At 73.4% G+C, this 18,733-nt stretch carries 11 protein-coding genes and 1 pseudogene; 5 read left to right on the plus strand and 7 right to left on the minus strand.

What is annotated here, in order from left to right:
- Window positions 1–54: 54 nt before the first annotated feature.
- The 3 genes from ABZS58_RS18800 (at window position 55) to ABZS58_RS18810 (ending at window position 10,741) form a co-directional block, all read left to right on the plus strand.
- Window positions 55–9,162 (plus strand): amino acid adenylation domain-containing protein, encoded by a 9,108-nt coding sequence (locus ABZS58_RS18800; protein ID WP_354783015.1) that lies wholly within the window; start codon window positions 55–57, stop codon window positions 9,160–9,162.
- Between the two features lie 46 nt (window positions 9,163–9,208).
- Window positions 9,209–9,646 (plus strand): hypothetical protein, encoded by a 438-nt coding sequence (locus ABZS58_RS18805; protein WP_354783017.1) that lies wholly within the window; start codon window positions 9,209–9,211, stop codon window positions 9,644–9,646.
- A 321-nt stretch (window positions 9,647–9,967) separates the two neighbouring features.
- On the plus strand, window positions 9,968–10,741 hold the full coding sequence (locus ABZS58_RS18810) for a methyltransferase domain-containing protein (RefSeq protein ID WP_354783019.1): 774 nt from the start codon (window positions 9,968–9,970) through the stop codon (window positions 10,739–10,741).
- 135 nt (window positions 10,742–10,876) lie between these two features.
- Here ABZS58_RS18810 and ABZS58_RS18815 read toward each other — a convergent pair whose 3' ends face one another.
- Both ABZS58_RS18815 and ABZS58_RS18820 read right to left on the minus strand, forming a co-directional pair.
- Window positions 10,877–12,079 (minus strand): DUF6596 domain-containing protein, encoded by a 1,203-nt coding sequence (locus tag ABZS58_RS18815; RefSeq protein ID WP_354783020.1) that lies wholly within the window; start codon window positions 12,077–12,079, stop codon window positions 10,877–10,879.
- Window positions 12,080–12,139: 60 nt separating this feature from the next.
- The gene (locus ABZS58_RS18820; RefSeq protein WP_354783022.1) at window positions 12,140–12,532 is read right to left on the minus strand and encodes a YciI family protein; all 393 of its coding nucleotides are present in this window, start codon (window positions 12,530–12,532) and stop codon (window positions 12,140–12,142) included.
- Between the two features lie 125 nt (window positions 12,533–12,657).
- Here ABZS58_RS18820 and ABZS58_RS18825 point away from each other — a divergent pair, with 125 nt between their 5' ends.
- Window positions 12,658–13,665 carry a serine/threonine protein phosphatase gene (locus ABZS58_RS18825; RefSeq protein WP_354783024.1) on the plus strand — a complete coding sequence of 336 codons (1,008 nt, stop codon included), beginning with the start codon at window positions 12,658–12,660 and terminating at the stop codon, window positions 13,663–13,665.
- Here the strand turns inward: ABZS58_RS18825 and ABZS58_RS18830 are convergent.
- Entirely contained in the window at window positions 13,662–14,354 is a 693-nt protein-coding gene (locus ABZS58_RS18830; protein ID WP_354783026.1) for a hypothetical protein, read from the minus strand. The two genes, ABZS58_RS18825 and ABZS58_RS18830, sit on opposite strands and share 4 nt — an antisense overlap.
- A gap of 290 nt (window positions 14,355–14,644) precedes the next feature.
- Between ABZS58_RS18830 and ABZS58_RS18835 the strand changes: the two genes are divergently transcribed.
- On the plus strand, window positions 14,645–15,694 hold the full coding sequence (locus tag ABZS58_RS18835; protein WP_354783028.1) for a glucose 1-dehydrogenase: 1,050 nt from the start codon (window positions 14,645–14,647) through the stop codon (window positions 15,692–15,694).
- 29 nt (window positions 15,695–15,723) lie between these two features.
- On the opposite strand, the gene ABZS58_RS18840 is transcribed toward ABZS58_RS18835, so the two are convergent.
- From ABZS58_RS18840 to ABZS58_RS18855, 4 genes and pseudogenes are all read right to left on the minus strand, one after another.
- Window positions 15,724–16,986 carry a sigma-70 family RNA polymerase sigma factor gene (locus ABZS58_RS18840; protein ID WP_354783030.1) on the minus strand — a complete coding sequence of 421 codons (1,263 nt, stop codon included), beginning with the start codon at window positions 16,984–16,986 and terminating at the stop codon, window positions 15,724–15,726.
- Window positions 16,983–17,309 carry a YciI family protein gene (locus ABZS58_RS18845; protein ID WP_354783032.1) on the minus strand — a complete coding sequence of 109 codons (327 nt, stop codon included), beginning with the start codon at window positions 17,307–17,309 and terminating at the stop codon, window positions 16,983–16,985. Before ABZS58_RS18845 ends, ABZS58_RS18840 begins: the two co-directional genes overlap by 4 nt.
- Window positions 17,310–17,355: 46 nt before the next feature.
- Complete coding sequence (locus ABZS58_RS18850; protein WP_354783034.1) at window positions 17,356–17,580, minus strand: hypothetical protein; 225 nt, start codon at window positions 17,578–17,580, stop codon at window positions 17,356–17,358.
- Between the two features lie 31 nt (window positions 17,581–17,611).
- Window positions 17,612–18,727, minus strand: a pseudogene (locus ABZS58_RS18855) (FAD-dependent oxidoreductase); the annotation flags it as partial.
- Window positions 18,728–18,733 lie beyond the last annotated feature (6 nt).

The raw sequence follows: 18,733 nt of genomic DNA on the forward strand, positions 1-18,733 counted from the left end.
GGCCTCACCGCAAGAGCACTGAAGGAGACCGCCGCCGCGAGCCTGCCGGAGCACATGGTCCCGGCCGCGTTCGTCGTCCTCGACGTGCTGCCGTCGACCACCGCCGGGAAGGTCGACCGCAAAGCACTGCCCGCACCCGACTTCGCCGCGATGGCCGGTGCCGTCGCCCCGCGCACCGCGATCGAAGAGGTCCTCGCGGGCTTGTACGCGCAGGTTCTCGGCCTCCCGGCGGTCGGCGTGGAGGACAGCTTCTTCGCCCTGGGCGGGGACAGTATCGTGTCCATCCAGCTCGTCGCCCGCACCCGCGCCGCCGGGCTGAGGATCACGCCGCGGCAGGTGTTCGAGCACCGGACCGTCGCCGCCCTCGCTCGTGTCGCCACCCCGCTCACCGAACCCGCCGCCGCACCGGCCGACGTCACCGGGCCCGTCCCGCTCACCCCGATCGTCGCCTGGCTCGCCGAGCAGGACGCGCCCCTCGATCAGTACAGCCAGTCGGTGCAGCTGCGGGCCCCGGCCTCGCTGACCGCCGCGACCCTCGCCCAGACGCTCCAGGCGGTCCTCGACGCCCACCCGATGCTCCGCGCCACCTGGACCGGACAGGCCCTGGCCATCCCCGGCGGCGCCGGACCCCGCGCCGCCGACGTCATCCACCGGGTCCCGGCAGCCGGCGTCACCGCCGCCGCCCTCGACGCGCTCGCCGCCGCCGAGACGGCCGCCGCCACCGCCCGGCTCGCGCCCGCCGAGGGCCGCATGGTGCAGGCCGTCTGGCTCGACGCCGGCCCCGCCGCCCCCGGCCGGCTCACGCTCGTCGCGCACCACCTCGTCGTCGACGGCGTCTCCTGGCGCATCCTCGCCGCCGACCTCGCCGCCGCGTGGCAGGCCGTCGCCGCCGGCCGCGAACCCGCCGTCGCGCCCGGCAGCACCCCGTTCCCGCAGTGGGCGGCCGGGCTCGGCAGGGCCGCCGACCGGCCCGCCGCCGAGGTCGACCTGTGGCGGTCGATCGCCGCGGGCACGGAGGCACCTCTCGGCGCCCGCGCGCTCGACCCGGCCCGCGACACCGTCGCCACCAGCCGCGCCGTCACCGTCGAACTCCCGCCCGAGCGGACCCTGCCCCTGCTGGAGACCGTCCCGCGGGCCTTCCACGCCGGCGTCCAGGACGTCCTCCTCGCCGGTCTCGCCGCCGTCCTGCCCGGCAGGGTCGGCCTGGAAGGGCACGGCCGTGAGGAGGACCTCGTGCCCGGCGCCGACCTGACCCGCACCGTCGGCTGGTTCACCGCCGAACACCCGATCCGGCTCACCGCCGGCGCTTCCGTGGCGGCCGTGAAAGAACACCTGCGGTCGATTCCCGCCGCCGGGCTCGGCTACGGTCTGCTGCGCCACGTCAACCCGGCCACCGCCGCCGAGTTCGCCGCGCACCAGCAGCCGCAGGTCCTGTTCAACTACCTCGGCCGCTTCGGCGCCGGCGACGACACCGACTGGGTCCCGCTCGACGGGATCGGCGGCGACGCCGACGCAGGCGCCCCGCTCACCCACGCCCTCGACATCAACGTGTCCACACTGGACACCCCCGCCGGGCCGGCGCTCACCGCGCACCTCGCGTACCCGGCCGGTGTCCTCACCGACGCCGAGGTCGAGGCGATCGCCGCCGGCTGGCTCGCCGCCCTCGACGCGATCGCGGCCGCCGTCGCGGCCGGCGCCGGCGGGCGCACCCCGTCGGACTTCGACCTCGTGCGCCTGCGGCCCGCGGACATCGCCGCGGTCGACGCCACCCACCCCGGCGCCGACGTGTGGTCGCTGTCGCCGCTGCAGGAGGGCCTGTACTTCCTGTCGTCGTTCGACGACGCCGACGTCGACGTGTACACCGTCCAGCAGATCCTCGACCTCACCGGGCCCGTCGACACCGACCGGCTCCGCGCCGCCGCCGCGACGGTCTTCGCCCGGCACCCCAACCTCCGCGCCGGCTTCACCACCACCGCCGGCGGCGCCGCCGTGCAGGTCGTCCCGGCGACCACCGACGTGCCGTGGGACGAGGTCGACCTGACCGGCGCCACCGACCGGCAGGCCGCGTTCGAGGACCTCGCCCACGCCGACCGGCAGCGCCGATTCGACCTCGCCTCGCCGCCGCTGCTGCGGTACACCCTGGTCCGCCTCGCCGCCGACGCGCACCGGCTCATCATCAGCAGCCACCACATCCTCCTCGACGGCTGGTCCGGCCCGCTCGTCGTCCGGGACCTCCTCGACGCCTACGCGGGCACCCCGCTGCCGGCCGTGCGGCCCTACCGGGACCACCTCGCGTGGCTGCGCGACCAGGACCGCGACGCGACCCGCGCCGCCTGGCAGGCCGCCCTCGACGGCGTCGACGAGCCGACCCTCGTCGCCCCCGGCGCCCCCGCCCTGTCACAGCTGCCGGGCCTCACCGAGCGGGTCCTCCCGGCCGGCGTCACCGCCGCGGTCACCGCCATCGCCCGCGGGCACGACGTCACGCTCAGCACCGTCGTGCAGGTCCTGTGGGGCGTGCTCCTCGGCCGGCTCACCGGCCGCGACGACGTCGTCTTCGGCGCCACCGTCTCCGGCCGCCCCGCGCAGCTCACCGGCGTCGAGGACATGGTCGGCCTGTTCATCAACACCCTCCCCGTCCGGGTCCGCGTCCGGCGCGACGACACGTGGCTGACGCTGCTGCGCCGCGTCCAGGGCGAGCAGGCGGCGCTGCTGGACCACCAGTACCTCGGCCTCACCGAACTGCAGCGGATGACCGGCGTCGGCGAGCTCTTCGACACGCTCACCGTCTTCGAGAGCTACCCCGTCGACACCGAGGCCCTCGACTCCACGCAGCGGGCCGCCGGGCTGCGGATCTCCGCCGTCGGCAACCTCGACGCGACCCACTACCCGCTCACCCTCACCGTCGTGCCGGACGACGCCCTCGAGCTCGGCCTCGAATACCGCACCGACCTGTTCGACGCCGCCGCCGCCGACCGGCTCCTCGACCGCCTCGAAACCCTGCTCCGCTCCCTCGCCACCGACCCGTCGGCGATGCTGTCCACTGTGGACGTGCTGCTGCCGGGTGAGGCGGGCGACCTCGCGTCCTGGAACGCCACCGGCCACCCGGTCGGCGCCGGCACGCTCGTGGACGTGTTCCTGGAGCGGGTCGCCGCTTCCGCCGATCTGCCGGCCGTGGTCTTCGGGTCCGAGTCGCTGACGTACGGGGAGCTGGCCGACCGGGTCGATGTCCTCGCCCGTCGCCTGGTCGGGATGGGCGCCGGTCCCGAGCGTGTCGTCGCGGTGGTTTTGCCGCGGAGCATGGACTCGGTCGTCGCGTGGCTGGCCGTGCTGCGTGCCGGTGCGGTGTATCTGCCGGTGGACGTGGACCTGCCGGCCGACCGGATCGCGTTCATGCTCGCCGACGCCGACGCGTCCGTGGTGCTGCGCGAGGTTCCGGCGGCGGGTGATGTACCGCTCGTCGAACTGCCGGCCGTGTCGCCGTGCCAGGCGGCATACGTGCTGTACACGTCCGGCTCGACCGGCAGACCCAAGGGCGTCGTCGTCGAACACGCGGCGCTGCTCAACTTCTTCGAACACCACCGGCGGGTGCTGTTCGACCGGTTCACGCCCCGCCGCATCCGGGCGGGCCTGTCCGCGTCGCTGTCGTTCGACACGTCCTGGGAGGGCGTGCTGTGGCTCGTCGCCGGGCACGAGCTGCACCTGTTCGACGACGAGACCCGCCGCGACCCGGCCCTGTTCGTCGACCACGTCGCCCGCAACGACATCGACTTCCTCGACGTCACCCCGTCCCTTGCCGACCGGCTCGTCGCCGAAGGCCTCCTCGACGACCCGCCCGCGCTGCTCATGGTCGGCGGAGAGGCCATCGGCGCCGCCCTGTGGACCGCGCTGCGCGACGCCGGCGGCGTCGACGGCGTCAACTTCTACGGCCCGACCGAGGCGACCGTCGACACGCTGATGGCCTGGATCGGTGACAGCGCAACGCCGCTCGTCGGCCGTCCCATCGCGAACACCCGCGCTCATGTTCTGGACGGCGTGCTGCGGCAGGTCCCGGTCGGTGTCGCGGGGGAGCTGTACCTCGCCGGTGCGCCGCTCGCCCGGGGCTACCTCGGCCGGCCGGGCTTGACGGCGGAGCGGTTCGTCGCCGACCCGTTCGGCGGGCCGGGGGATCGCATGTACCGCACCGGCGACGTCGTGCGCTGGACCGCCGGCGGCGCCCTCGAATACGTCGGCCGGTCCGACGACCAGGTGAAGATCCGTGGGTTCCGGATCGAGCTCGGCGAGATCGAAACCGTCCTCGCCCAGCATCCCGGCGTCGTCCAGGTCGCCGTCACCGCCCGCGAGGACACCCCGGGCATCAAACAACTCGTCGCGTACCTCGCCGGCGACGGCCTCGACATCGCCGCGCTCAAACAGACCGCCGCCGCGAGCCTGCCGGAGCACATGGTCCCCGCCGCGTTCGTCGTCCTCGACGTGCTGCCGTCCACCACCGCCGGGAAGGTCGACCGCAAAGCGCTGCCCGCACCCGACTTCGCGGCGATGGCCGGGGCGCTCGCGCCCCGCAACGCCGTCGAAGCGGTCCTCGCGGGCCTGTACGCGCAGGTCCTCGGCCTCCCGGCGGTCGGCGTCGAGGACAGCTTCTTCGCTCTCGGCGGGGACAGCATCGTGTCCATCCAGCTCGTCGCCCGCACCCGCGCCGCCGGGCTGAGGATCACGCCGCGGCAGGTGTTCGAGCACCGGACCGTCGCCGCTCTCGCCCGCGTCGCCACCCCGCTCGACGGTGCCACGGGCATCGCCGGCGACGCCACCGGGCCCGTCCCCGTCACGCCGGTCATCGGGTGGCTGCGCGGCCCGTTCGACCGACTCAGCCAGTCGGTGCTGCTGCGCGTCCCGGCCGCCGCGACCACCGCCGAGCTCACCGTCGCCGTCCAGGCGCTGCTCGACCACCACGACCTGCTCCGCGCCCGATGGACCGGCAGCCACCTCGACGTGCCCGCCGGCGGCAGCGTCACGACGCGCGTCCACACCGGCACCGGCGACGCCAGGACCGAACACGACGCCGCTGCCGGACGGCTCGACCCCGCCGCCGGCGTCATGCTCGACGTGGTCCGCCTTCCCGGCGACGAGATCCTCGTCGTCGCCCACCACCTCGTCGTCGACGGCGTCTCCTGGCGGATCATCGTCGAGGACCTGCGGACCGCGTGGGAGGCCGCGCACCGCGGCGAGACCCCCGCGCTCACCAGCCGCGGCACCCCCTTCCGGACCTGGGCCGCCGCGCTGCGCCAGGTGACGCTCACCGACGCCGAAGCCGAGTACTGGGCACAGGCCGAGGAAGGCTCCGAGGCCCCGCTCGGCGTCCGCACCGTCGACCCGGCCACCGACACCGTCGCCACGACCAGCGTGCTCACCGTCGACCGGCCCGCCGGCGCCCTGCTCACCGACGTGCCCGCCGCCTTCCACGCCGGCGTCCAGGACGTCCTCCTCGCCGGTCTGGCCACGGCGCTGCAGGGGCGCCTCGGCAGCGTCCGGATCGGGCTGGAAGGCCACGGCCGCGAGGAGCAGCTCGTCCCCGGTGCCGACCTGACCGGCACCGTCGGCTGGTTCACCAGCGAATACCCGGTCCGGCTCACCCCCGGCGACGACCCCGCCCAGTCGGTGAAGCACGTCAAGGAACAGCTTCGTACGGTGCCGAACAACGGCATCGGCTACGGGCTGCTGCGTCCCGACGGCCCCCGGCGGCAGCCGCAGGTGCTGTTCAACTACCTCGGCCGGTTCGGCGCCGGCGACGACACCACCGACGAGTGGATGCCCGTCAACGGCATCGGCGGCGACGCCGACCCCGGCGCCCCCGTCACCTACGCGCTCGAGATCAACGTCAGCGTCCTCGACACCACGCTGTCGGTGGACCTGAGCTACCCGGCCGGGGTGCTCACCGACGACGACGTGCGCGCCATCGCCGCCGACTGGTTCGCCGCGCTCGACGCGATCACCGCCGCCGTCGCCGCCGGCGCGGGCGGCCGCACCCCGTCGGACTTCGACCTCGTCGCGATCACCGCCGCCGACATCGCCGCGCTCGACCACGACGCGCACGACCTGTGGTCGCTGTCGCCGCTGCAGGAAGGCCTGTACTTCCTGTCGTCGCTGGACGAGACGGCCATCGACGTCTACACCGTCCAGCAGGCCGTCGACCTCACCGGCCCCCTCGACCCGGACCGGCTGGAGCGGGCGGCGGCGCGGCTGTTCGACCTGCACCCCAACCTGCGGGCCGGCTTCGGCACCACCGCGTCCGGCACGCCCGTCCAGATCATCCCGACGGCCGTCGAGCCCCGCTGGGACACCGTCGACCTCACCGGCGAGGACGACCTCGCCGCCGCCACCGCCCGCGTCCTCGCCCACGCCCGCGAGGACCGCTTCGACCTCGCCGCGCCGCCGCTGTTGCGGTGGACGCTCGCCACCCTCGGCCCGGACCGGCACCGGCTGATCAGCACCGAGCACCACATCCTGCTCGACGGCTGGTCCGGGCCGCTGCTCGTGCGGGACCTGCTCGCCCTGTACGCGGGGCAGACCCCGCCGCCGTCCCGGCCCTACCGCGACCACCTCGCGTGGCTCGCCGCGCAGGACCGGACCGCGGCCACCGCCGCGTGGCGGGACGCGCTCGCCGGTGTCACCGACGCCACCCGGATCGTGCCGCCGGACGCCACCCGCGACGGCATCACCCCCGGCTACCTCGACGCCGCCGTCCCCGAGACCCTCGCCACCGCCGTCGGTGCGGCCGGCCGACGGCTCGGCGTCACCGTCAACACCCTCGTCCAGGCCGCCTGGGGCGTGCTGCTCAGCCGGCTCACCGGCCGCGACGACGTCGTCTTCGGCGCCACCGTCTCCGGCCGCCCCGCCGACCTCGACGGCGTCGAGGACATGATCGGCCTGTTCATCAACACCGTCCCCGTCCGGGTCCGGATCCGCGCCGGCGAGCCGTGGGCCGGGTTCCTCGCCCGCGTCCAGGCCGAGCAGGCCGCCCTCCTCGACCACCACCACCTCGGGCTCGCCGACATCCAGCGGGCGCACGGCATCGGCGAACTGTTCGACACGCTCACCGTCTTCGAGAGCTACCCCGTCGACGAGGACGCCCTCGCGGCGCGGGAAACGGTCGCCGGGCTGAAGATCGGCGCCGTCGAGCAGCACGACGCGACCCACTACCCGCTGACCCTCGTCGCGGGCGACGACGGGGGACTGCACCTCACCCTCGAATACCGCCCCGACCTGTTCGACAAGGCCACCGCCGAACGGACCCTCGCCCGGCTCGTCGGGATCATCGGCCAGGCCCTCGCCGACCCCGGCGCCCCCGTCGGCCGCACCGACGTGCTGCTGCCCGACGAGCTGCACACCGTGCTGCGGGAGTGGAACGACGACACCCTGCCCGTCGCCGCGTCGACGCTGCCCGCGATCCTGACCCATTGGGCGACGGTGACCCCTTCCGCGCCGGCGTTGACGGTACGGGACGAGACCCTCACCTACGCGCAGCTGGACGCGCGGGCCAACCGGCTCGCCAGGCTCCTCGCCGAGCGCGGGGCGGCACCCGAGCGGACCGTCGCCCTGATGCTGCCCCGCGAGGCCGACATCATCGTCGCGATCTGGGCGGTCCTGAAGTCCGGTGCCGCGTACCTGCCGATCGACCCCGACTACCCGGCCGACCGCGTCTCGTACATGCTGAACGACGCGGAACCGGTCCTCGTCGTCACCGACGCCTCGCACGCGGCGGCGCTGCCCCCCGGCACCCGCACCTGCCTGGTCGAAGACTCGCTCGCCTTCGGGGACGGCCCGTTCACCGCGCCGGCGCTGGGCAACGGCAACGCCGCCTACGTCATCTACACGTCCGGCTCCACAGGACAGCCCAAGGGCGTCCTCGTCCCGCACCAGAACGTGGTGAACCTGTTCGCCAGCCACGACCGCGACGTGCTCACCCCCGCCTCGCGACGGCTCGGCGGGCGCAAGCTACGGGTCGGGCACAACTGGTCGTTCGCGTTCGACGCCTCGTGGCAGCCGATGCTCGGCCTCCTCGGCGGCCACCACCTGCACCTGGTGACCGAGGAGATCCGCCGCGACCCGGTGTCGCTGACGACGTTCATCCGCGACCGGGAGATCGACTTCATCGAGGTCGCGCCGTCGCACCTGGAGCAGCTCATCGCCGCCGGCCTGCTCGACGCCGGCCGGCTCCCGCTCACCATCCTCGGCGTCGGCGGCGAGGCCATCCCGCAGCCGCTGTGGGAGCGGATGCAGCGCTTCGAGGGCACCGAGACGTACAACTTCTACGGGCCCACCGAATGCACCGTCGACGCGCTCGTCGCCCGCATCCGCGACTCCGACCGGCCGCTCATCGGCCGCGGCATCGCCAACGGGCGCTCGTACGTCCTGGACCGCTGGCTGCGCCCGGTGCCGCCCGGCGTCGACGGCGAACTGTACATCGGCGGCACCCAGGTCGCCCGCGGCTACCTTCGCCGTGGCGGCCTGACCGCCGAACGCTTCCTGCCGGACCCCTTCGGTCCCGCCGGCAGCCGCATGTACCGCACCGGCGACGTCGTGCGATGGACGGCCGACGGCCGGGTCGACTTCGTCGGCCGCAGCGACAGCCAGGTGAAGATCCGCGGCTTCCGCATCGAGCTCGGCGAGATCGAGGCGGCCCTGGCCGGCCACCCCGCCGTGGGGCAGGCTGCCCTCGACGTGCGCGAACATACGCCCGGGGTGAAGCGGCTCGTCGGCTACGTGGTGCCGAGGGCCGCCGTCACGACCGCCGAGCTGCGCGCCCACCTGGTGGCCCGGCTGCCCGAACACCTCGTGCCGGCCGCGTTCGTGCTCCTCGACACGATGCCCGTCACCGTCAACGGCAAGATCGACCGGGCCGCGCTGCCGATGCCGGAGATCACCGGCAGCGGCCGCTCCGCCGCCCTCGGCACCTCCGCGGAGCGGCAGCTGTGCGCGGTGTTCGAGGCGGTGCTCGGCGTCCGCGACGTCGGCGTCGACGACGACTTCTTCGCCCTCGGCGGCGACAGCATCCTGTCCATCCAGCTCGTCACCAGGGCCCGCGAGGCCGGCGTCGAACTGCGCATCCGAGACGTCTTCGCCGGCCGCACCGTCGCCGCCATCACCCGCCTCACGACGGCGCCCTGACCGCGGGCGTTGTCAGGGATCGACGGCCTCGATCATGATGGACGGCGTGACGACAGGTGAACCTCGGACGTACCGGAACTGGCAGGCGATCGCGTACTACGGGACCGGCTTCGTCGGCTTCGCGCTTGTCGGCTTCTTCGCGTTTCCACCCCTGTGGTACGCCTCGATCCCGTGCGGGCTGCTCCTCCTGGCCGCGACGCGGCAGCACGTGATCGTCCACGCGACCGAGGTCGAGCTGCACAACGTGGTGCGGCAGCGCCGGATCCCACTGGCACAGCTCCACCACCTCGGTGTCCTCTATTCGCGCGGGTGGCACTTCGGCTGGCGGATCAGGCTGCACCACGCAGACACGCACACCGACACGTTCGCCTTCCTCAACCTGGCGGGATTCCGCCTCCTCGATGCCGGGTTCGCCGCGCCGCCCGCAGACGCGCCGGCGCCCGTCAAAGAGCTGTTCGGCCTGCTGTCGGCGCGAGCGTCATGACCGGGTCAGCATGTGGTGGCGCAGGCTGATCCGCATCCGGTCGGTCTTCCGGTAGGTCGTGACCTCCGCGTGTACCGCTCGCCGTGCCACAGGCCCGTGATCGGGGCGGCTCGGCTCACGTGACGTGGTCGCCGGTGGGGGAGCGGTGCCGGTCAAGGGTGCCGTCGGGGTTACGGCGCAGGTAGGTGCCGTCGCGACACCTTGCTGTTGGACAGGCCGTCGGTGCACGGCGTGCCTGGGCATCGACGCCTGCAGGTCCTTGTCGGCAGGGTGAGTGAAATGGGTTGCATGCCTGCTTGTGACCAGCTTCAATCGGCGCCCGTGACAGCTATCGGTGAGCTTGCCCGCCAAGGTCGGTATCCGCGCTCGTCCCGGTACGACCCGGCCTGGCTGCTCGACCTGGACATGGGGCCGAACCCGTTGTGGCTGCTGGAGAACCTGGCCCGGGATCTTGACCTGCGCCCGGGAATGCAGGTCCTGGACCTGGGCTCCGGCAAGGGAGCGACGTCCGTGTTCCTGGCCCGTGAGTACGGTGTCCAGGTCGTGGCGGCCGATTGGTGGATCGCGCCGGATGAGGCAGCGGCCGTGTTCGCTGACGCCGGCGTTTCCGGCCAGGTGACCGCCGTGCGGGCCGAGGCGCACAACCTGCCGTTCGGGAAGGACAGCTTCGACGCCATCGTAAGTATCGACGCCTTCGAGTATTTCGGCACCTCTGACTGGTATCTGCCATACCTCGTGGGGTTCCTGCGGCCTGGCGGCCAACTCGGCGTGGCGACGCCGGGAATGACCCAGGAGGTCCGGGAACTCGGGGCGATCCCGGAGCGCATCAAGGAACTGTTCGGCTGGGAGCCGATCGCCTGGCACACCGCCGAGTGGTGGCGCTTTCAGTGGGAAGTCACCGAACTCGTGACCGTCACATCGGCACGACTGCAGGAAGATGGCTGGCGGGACTGGCTGCTATGGACACAGGCGGTGGCCGAGCACACAGGCGACTGGGCCGGCCCACAACACAATCGCCAGGCGGTGATCGACCTACTCGCCGCCGACGCCGGCGAGTTGCTCACCTTCGCGATGGTGACAGCGAGGAAGAACTGACGAGCAAGCTCCGCGCAGTCCGCTGTGGACAATGCTCTTGAATCGACTACGCAGAGACGAGCAGCCACCGCCGTGACCCCAGACCCTGACAGTTCACGGTCTCTAGCGTGTAGCGGCCCGTCGAGCAGGGGGCGGTCACCGGGTCAGTTTCCGGTTGAGGTAGCGCTGTTCGGGGAGGCTGGTCGTGAGGCGGGCGGCGGTCCGGTAGTGCTCCTGCGCGGCGGCGGGGTCGCCGTTGAGGTCGAGCAGGTGGGCGCGCACCGCGTGCAGCCTGTGGTGGCGTTGCATGGCCGGGTCGGTCAGCAGCGGCTCCAGCATGGCGAGGCCGGCGGCGGGGTCGTGGGCCATGGCGACGGCGACCGCGTGGTTCAGCGTGACGGCCGGGCCAGGCGCGACCCGGCTCAGCATGTCGTAGAGCACGCTGATCTGCAGCCAGTCGGTCTCCTCGTAGGTCGCGGCCTCCGCATGGACCGCGGCGATCGCGGCCTGGAGCTGGAACCTGCCCACGTGGCCTCGGGGGAGGGTCAGTTCCAGCAGGCCGACACCCTCGGTGATCGCGGCACGCTGCCACAGTGAGCGGTCCTGTGCGGCGAGCGGCACGAGGTCGCCGGCCCGGTCGACGCGGGCGGGGGACCGGGCGTGGGTGAGCAGCATGAGGGCCAGGGCCCCGGCGACCTCAGCGTGGTCGGGCAGTGCGGCGTGCAGTTGCCGGACGAGCCGGATCGCCTCCTCGGCGAGCCGGACGTCGAGCAGCGCGGCACCCGACGTCCGCGCGTACCCCTCGGTGAACACCAGGTGGCACACGTCGATGACCGCGGCGACCCGGCCGGGCAGGTCCCGCTCCGACGGCATGTCGAACCGCGCACCCGCCTGGCGCAGCGCCGTGCGGGCACGGGTGAGGCGCTGCGTCATCGTCCGGGCCGGGACGAGGTACGCCGCCGCGATCTGCTCCACGCCGAGGCCGGCCACGGAGCGTAGGCAGAGCGCGACCTGCGACGGGCGGGTCAGTGCGGGATGGCAGCAGAGGAAGAACAGCCGCAGCGTGTCGTCAGCGTCACCCGAGGTGTCGCCCGACGCGGCATCCGGTGCGGCATCCGGACGGGCCGCCGCGTCGAGGGTCTCGCGGCGGACCCGGGCCGAGTCCGCGCGGACCTGGTCGATGAGCCGCCGCGACGCGACCGTGATCAGCCAGGCGCGTGGCGAGTCGGGCATCCCTTCGACCGGCCACTGGGCGGTGGCCGCCTCGGCGGCGTCCTGCAGCGCCTCCTCGCAGTCGCCGAGGTCGCCGTACTTGCGCAGCAGCGCCCCGAGGACGTGCGGCGCCTCCCGACGCCACACGTCCTCAACCATCGGGAGCGCCATGGACCGCCGGGGCGCGCCGCCCGTCGCCGGGAACGTTCACTGGTCGTCGCCGCCGGGCCACATCAGCGGGCGCAGCTCCACCGTCTCGTCAGGGCCGGAGAACCGGGCGGCGACCTCCTCGGCGCGGGCCTTGCTGTCGACGTCGATCAGGAAGAACCCGGCCAGGTGCTCCTTCGCCTCCGAATACGGCCCGTCGACGGCCAGGGGTTCGCCGTCGCGCCACCGGTACAGCCGGGCGCCGGCCGGGTCGCCGAGCGCCTCGCCGCCGAGCAGCTCGCCGTTGGCCTGCAACTCGCCCATCACCTGCTCGAACTCGGCGTTCAGCCGCTTGCGGACCTCGTCGGGCAGGGCCTGGTGGGCGGCGAGGTAGTCGCTCGTCGGGTGGCCCCAGGGCTGCGGGTTGGAGTGGATCAGGATCACGTACTTCATCGGAACCTCCCAGCTCGGACGACGGCCGTCCCGTCGCGCACCTGAGACGTCGGAGCGCCCCCACCGATGTCTACATCCTCGACCGGCCGATCCGCGGATGATCCGCGCCTGGATACCCTGTGAGCGTGAGACTGGTCAGATACGGCGAGGTTTCCACGGCGCTCGCCCTGCTCGACGATCGCCGGCTCGGCCGGCTCGTGGACGAGGCCCGGCCGCTCGGCGTCGGCGTCGGCGGCGCGTCAGCGGTGCTGGACGTCGACGGTGTGCCCGTCTTCGTGAAGCGGATCCCGCTGACCGACCTGGAGCGCGACCCGCGGCACGTCAGATCCACCGCCAACTTCTTCGAGCTGCCCGTGGTCTGCCAGTACAGCGTGGTGGCGCACGCCGCCGGCGGCTTCGGCGCCTGGCGGGAGCTCGCCGCGAACACCATGACGACGAACTGGGTGCTCACCGGGCGGAGCGAGGCGTTCCCGCTGCTGTACCACTGGCGGGTGCTGCCCGGCGCGGCGCCGCCGACCGAGGAGCACGCCGACATCGAGCGGGTCGTCGACTACTGGGACGGCTCGCCCGCGGTCCGCCGGCGCCTGCGGGCCCTGGCGGAGGCGTCGGCGAGCCTGGTGCTGTTCGCCGAGTACGTCCCGCACCGCCTGGACACCTGGCTGGCCGAGCAGGACCCCGAAGCCTGCCTGGGCGTCGAGCGGCAGCTGCGTGAGGCCGTCGCCTTCATGAACGGCAACGGCCTGCTGCACCTCGACGCGCACTTCCGCAACATCCTGACCGACGGCCGCCGCCTCTACCTGGCGGACCTCGGCCTGGCCACGTCGGCGCGGTTCGACCTGTCCGCGCAGGAGCGGGCCTTCGTCGTACACCACGCGAACCATGACACCGGCTACGCGTCGAGGGAACTGGTCAACTGGATCGTCGCCAACGTGGCCGGGATCACCGGCACCGCCGAGCGGCACGACTACATCCGCGGGTGCGCGGCGGGTGCGCGGCCCGTCGGCGTCCCGGAGACGCTGACGGCCCTGCTCACCCGCCACGCGCGAAATGCGGCGGTCATGAACGACTTCTTCTGGCACGTTTACGGGACGAGCCGGACAACCCCGTTTCCGGCGGACGGCGTGGAGACCTAGGCCTCGTCCTCGGCGTCCTGCTCGTGGCGCGGGGCGGCCATGAGCTCGCCGGGGACCGCCTCGGCCTCCTCGATCTCCGCCTCGACCTGCGGCTGGCTGACCCAGAGGGCGCGCATCTGCTGCTGCATGAACGAGGTGAGCCGCGACCGGTACTCGTGATCGAAGCGCTCCAGCGCCTCGATCTGCTGCTGCAGCGCCTGACGCTTCGCGGTGAGGCCGCCGACCACGTCCTCGTAGATCTGCTCGGCGCGCTGCTTGATGTCGTGGGCGTTGGCGCGGGCCTGCTGGACGATCTTCTCCGAGCGGGCCTGGGCCTCGGCGAGGATGTCGTTGGCGTTCTGCTCCGTCTCGGCGGCGAACGCCTCCGCCGACTGGGCGATGCTCTCGGCCTGGGCGCGCGCCTCGGCGATGAACTTCTCCGCCTCGGCGTGCAGCGCGTCGGCGCGGGCCTGGGTCTTCGAGACGATCTGCGCCGCCTCGGCGTGGGCCGCGGCGCGGATCTGCTCCGCCTCCCGGCGGGCGCCGTCGAGGTGCTCCTCGGCGGTGCGCTGCGCCATCGTCAGGACCTGGAGCGCCTGGTGCTGGACGTTCATGTCGGGGCGGGGAGCCTGCTGCTCCGCGGTGTTGTTCAACGTCGCGTGACCGTTCGCGAGACGTTCGTCATACGGTCGCATCTGGTGCTGCGTCATGGTCCCTGCCCTCCTCGGCGGCGATTCGCACTTCGGCCGGATCTGCGCGGGGGTGGCGGCCGTGACCGGTGCAGAATGCCACGCGGACAGTACCCGAGATGCCGCCGGAAGTCAGCACCCACGGTTACGGGTGCCGGTCGCCCTCTCCGGTACGGTTGACCCGATTCATCGGCGGGTGTCGTGGAGTTCCTCGGTCGAGGAGCGCGTCGAGCCGAAGTTCGGGCTCGGCCAGCACCCGCCGTTACCGCGCGGGCGCGAACGGGTAGCCCCTCCTTCGTGGAGGTGTCCCGATGCGCGCGCTGACCGTCGAACCCGGTAAGGCCGGCTCTGCCGCTATCCGTGAACTGCCCGATCCCGCACCCGCCGCGGGCGAGCTCCTCGTCGAGGGCGTCGCGCTGGGTGTCTGCGGCACCGACCGGGAGATCGCCGCCGGCGGCTACGGCTGGGCGCCCCCGGGCCGGGACCACCTCGTCCTCGGCCACGAGTCGCTCGGCCGGGTCCGCGAAGCCCCCGCCGGCAGCGAGTTCACCCCCGGCGACCTGGTCGTCGGCGTGGTCCGCCGCCCCGACCCGGTCCCGTGCGGCGCCTGCGCACACGGCGCGTTCGACATGTGCCGCAACGGCCGATACACCGAGCGCGGTATCAAACACCTCGACGGCTACGGCAGTCGGCTGTGGACCGTCGAGACCGGCTATGCCGTGAAGCTGGACGCTCGTCTGGATGCGGCAGGTGTACTGATGGAGCCCACCACCGTGGTCGCGAAAGCCTGGGAGCAGGTCGAGAAGGTGGGCGCCCGTTCCTGGTTCGAGCCGCGCCGGGCCCTCATCACCGGCGCCGGCCCCATCGGCCTGCTCGCCGCGATGCTGGGCGTGCGACGCGGCCTGGAGGTCCACGTCCTCGACAAGGTCACGTCCGGCCCGAAGAAGGACGCCGCCGAGGCGCTCGGCGCGCGGTACCACAGCAGCAGCGTCACCGACGTGGCCGCCAAGGCGAAACCGGACGTCATCATCGAGGCCACCGGCGTGTCCAGCGTCGTCTTCGAGGCGATGGCCGGCACCGCCGCCTACGGCGTCGTCTGCCTCACCGGCGTCTCCCCGGCCGGCCGGAGGATCACGGTCGATGCCGGCGCCCTCAACCGCGAGATCGTCCTGGAGAACGACGCCGTCGTCGGCTCCGTCAACGCCAACCTGTCCCACTACGCCGCGGCCGCCGACGCCCTTCTCGCCGCCGACCCTGCCTGGCTCGCCCGCCTCATCACCCGCCGCGTCCCCCTGGCGCGGTTCGCGGACGCCCTCGAGTCGCACCCCGACGACATCAAGGTCGTCCTCGACCTCCAGTGACGCAACGGTCTTCGAGGGGGCCGCGGCGGTCAGGGCTGCCGGGGATCGCCCGGCCCTGCCTGTCCCAGCTGGTCGCGGCGGCGGGTGAGGTAGGCGGTCTCGGCGGTGTTGCCGGCCAGGGCGATCGCCTGGTCGTACGCCAGGCGGGACTGCCGGCCGAGGCCGAGGCGGCGCAGGAGGTCGGCGCGGGTCGCGTGGTAGGCGTGGTAGCCGGCCAGCCGGTCCGACAGGCGGTCGACCGCGGCCAGGGCCACCTCGGGGCCGTCGAGTTCGGCGACCGCTATCGCCCGGTTCAGGGCGACGATCGGCGAGGCGTCGAGGTGGACGAGCTGGTCGTACAGGGCGACGACCTGTGACCAGTCGGTGTCGCGGACGTCGCGGGCGGAGGTGTGCACGGCGTTGATCGCGGCGAGGATCTGGTAGCGGCCCGGCGGTTCGCCGGAGCGGAGACGCTCGCGGACCAGGCGGTGGCCCTCGGCGATGAGCGCGGTGTCCCAGGCGCCGCGGTCCTGTTCGGCGAGGGTGACCAGCTCGCCGGTCGCCGAGACACGGGCGGTGCGGCGGGCGTCGATGAGGAGCATCAGCGCCAGCAGGCCGGCCGCCTCGCCGTCGTGCGGCAGCAGGGCGCGGATCAGGCGGGCGAGGCGGATCGCCTCGGCGGTCAGGCCGGGGCGGACGGGGTCGGTGTCGGGGCCGGTGGCCAGGTAGCCCTCGTTGAAGATGAGGAAGAGGACGGCGAGGACGGCGCAGACGCGGGCCGGGAGGTCGTCCGAGGACGGGACGCGGTACGGGATTCGCGCCGCCTTGATCTTGGATTTGGCCCGGGTGATCCGCTGGCCCATGGCGGTCTCCTGGACCAGGAAGGACCGGGCGATCTCGGCCACGGTGAGGCCGCCGACCATGCGCAGCGTCAGCGCCACACGGGTCTCCGTCGCCAGCGCGGGGTGGCAGCAGGTGAAGATCAGGCGGAGGCGCTCGTCGTCGATGGGGCCGGTCGGCTCGGGAGGGTCGTCGTCGCGCAGCATCTGAGCCTCCTTGTGCTTCTCGTCGCGCTTGCCCTCGCGCCGGAGCCGGTCGATGGCCTTGCGGTTCGCGGTGGTGGTGAGCCAGGCGCCGGCGTTCGGCGGTACGCCGTCGGCAGGCCACCGCTCGACGGCCGTCGCGAACGCGTCGGCGGCGGCCTCCTCGGCGACGTCGAGGTCGCCGAAGCGTCTGGTGAGGGCGGCGACCACCCGTGCCCACTCCTCGTGGTGGGCCCGGACGATCGCGTCCCGTGCATCGGCGGCGCTCACAGGAACGGGCGCACCTCGACCTTGCGGTTGCAGGCCTTCGACCCGTCGGCGGCGAGCTTGAGCGCCACGTCGAGGTCGGGCGCCTCGAAGACCCAGAAGCCGGCGAGATACTCCTTCGCCTCCACGAACGGCCCGTCGGTGAAGAGTGCCCCGTCGCCCCGGTTGTCGACGACGGTCGCCGCGGTGGGCGCCGCGAGGCCGCCGGCGAAGACCCAGTGGCCCTCGGCGGTGACCCGCTCGTTGAACACGTCGATGGCGGCCATCTCCTCCGGCGTGGCCAGGGTGTCGTCGGCCTCGAAGATCACGGAAACCAGGTACTGCATCCTCAGATCATCTCCTGTGCTGCGGCGCGCCCCTCATGGGCGACGCTCATCCCTGCAACGAACACGCCCGGCCCGATCCGACAGCCTGCTCAAACTTTTTCCGGCGCCCGAGCCAGCAGGCAGTCCGCTCCTGCCGCGGTATCCATCCGCAGACGTCGGTGAACTGCAGGTAACTCTCCACGTTCGTGACGATGAAGGCGATGTCGCGGGCCTGCTCGACGTCCATCCCCGGCTTGAGCGCGCCGCGGGCGGCGACGAACCCGGCGAGCACGGCATACGCGCCGCCGGGGCCGGTGGACCCGTCACCGGAGGGCGGCGGTCGCGGCGGTGGTCGCGCTGTGGAAGGAGACCTCGCTGAGCAGGCCCGGGGCGGCGACCATGTCGCCGGCGAGGTAGACGCCGTCGCCGCGGGCGATGGCCGGTCGGTCGTGCCAGGTCTGGCCGGGGAGATCCAGGGCGCCGGTGCGGCGGTTGGCGACGCCGTCGCGGCTCCAGGTGGTCCGGGCGAGCCGGCCCGGCAGGGCCGCGTCGGTCAGCGCCGACAGGCGGGCGAGGCCGGAGGCCTTGCTCTCCGAGGGACGCAGCGGCAGCTGGGCCTGGATCAGGGACTCGCCCGGCGGGGCCAGGGTCGGGTCGGGCAGCGTGTACCGCTCCAGCCACCCCGCCTCGTCCAGGTCCGACACGACGAACGCGTCACCCCGCAGGGCGTGGACCGCGACGTCGAGGAGCACCGTCCGGCCGCTCTCCACGTGCGGCAGGGCGGTGCCCAGCAGGCGGCCGGCCGCGTCCAGGGACGTTGCCACGATCACCGGCGGGGGTGGCAGTTCGGTCACCCGGGCGCCGGTCTCGATCGCCACGCCGGCCGCGCGGGCGTGGGCGGACAGCCGGTCGACGAGCCCGTTCCAGCCGCCGCTGACGTACCGCGCGGGCGGGCTCGGCGCGAACACCCGCAGCAGCCGGGGCCACACGAACGCCGCGGAGAGCCGGCCCGGATCGGCGTCGAACGTCGCCACACCCATCAGGTTCGACGCGGCCGACGCCGCCGCGTCCCCGTGCTGGTCACGGATCCACGAGAAGAAGTCGCGGTCGACGGGGGCGGTGCGGCGCCGCCGGGCCAGGACGGGCAGCAGCGCCGCCGGTGGGGTGCGACGCAGCCGGCCGCCGTGGCGGAACCGGAACCCGGTCAGTCCCCGCGCCGGCACCCCGCGCGCCGCGCCGATCAGGCCGCGCTGGGCGAGCCACCGCCACCACGGGCCGTCGCGGTAGAGCACGTGCGGGCCGTCGTGCGCGACGTACGGCCCGGTGGTGGCCCGGGCCCGCCCGCCCAGCGTGTGGTGCGCCTCCAGGAGCGTGACGGCCGCCCCGGCCTCGGCGCAGGTGATGGCGGCGACAAGGCCGGCGAACCCGCCGCCGACTACGGTGAT

Source organism: Dactylosporangium sp. NPDC005555 (assembly GCF_040605635.1).
In the GTDB taxonomy this organism is placed as follows: domain Bacteria; phylum Actinomycetota; class Actinomycetes; order Mycobacteriales; family Micromonosporaceae; genus Dactylosporangium.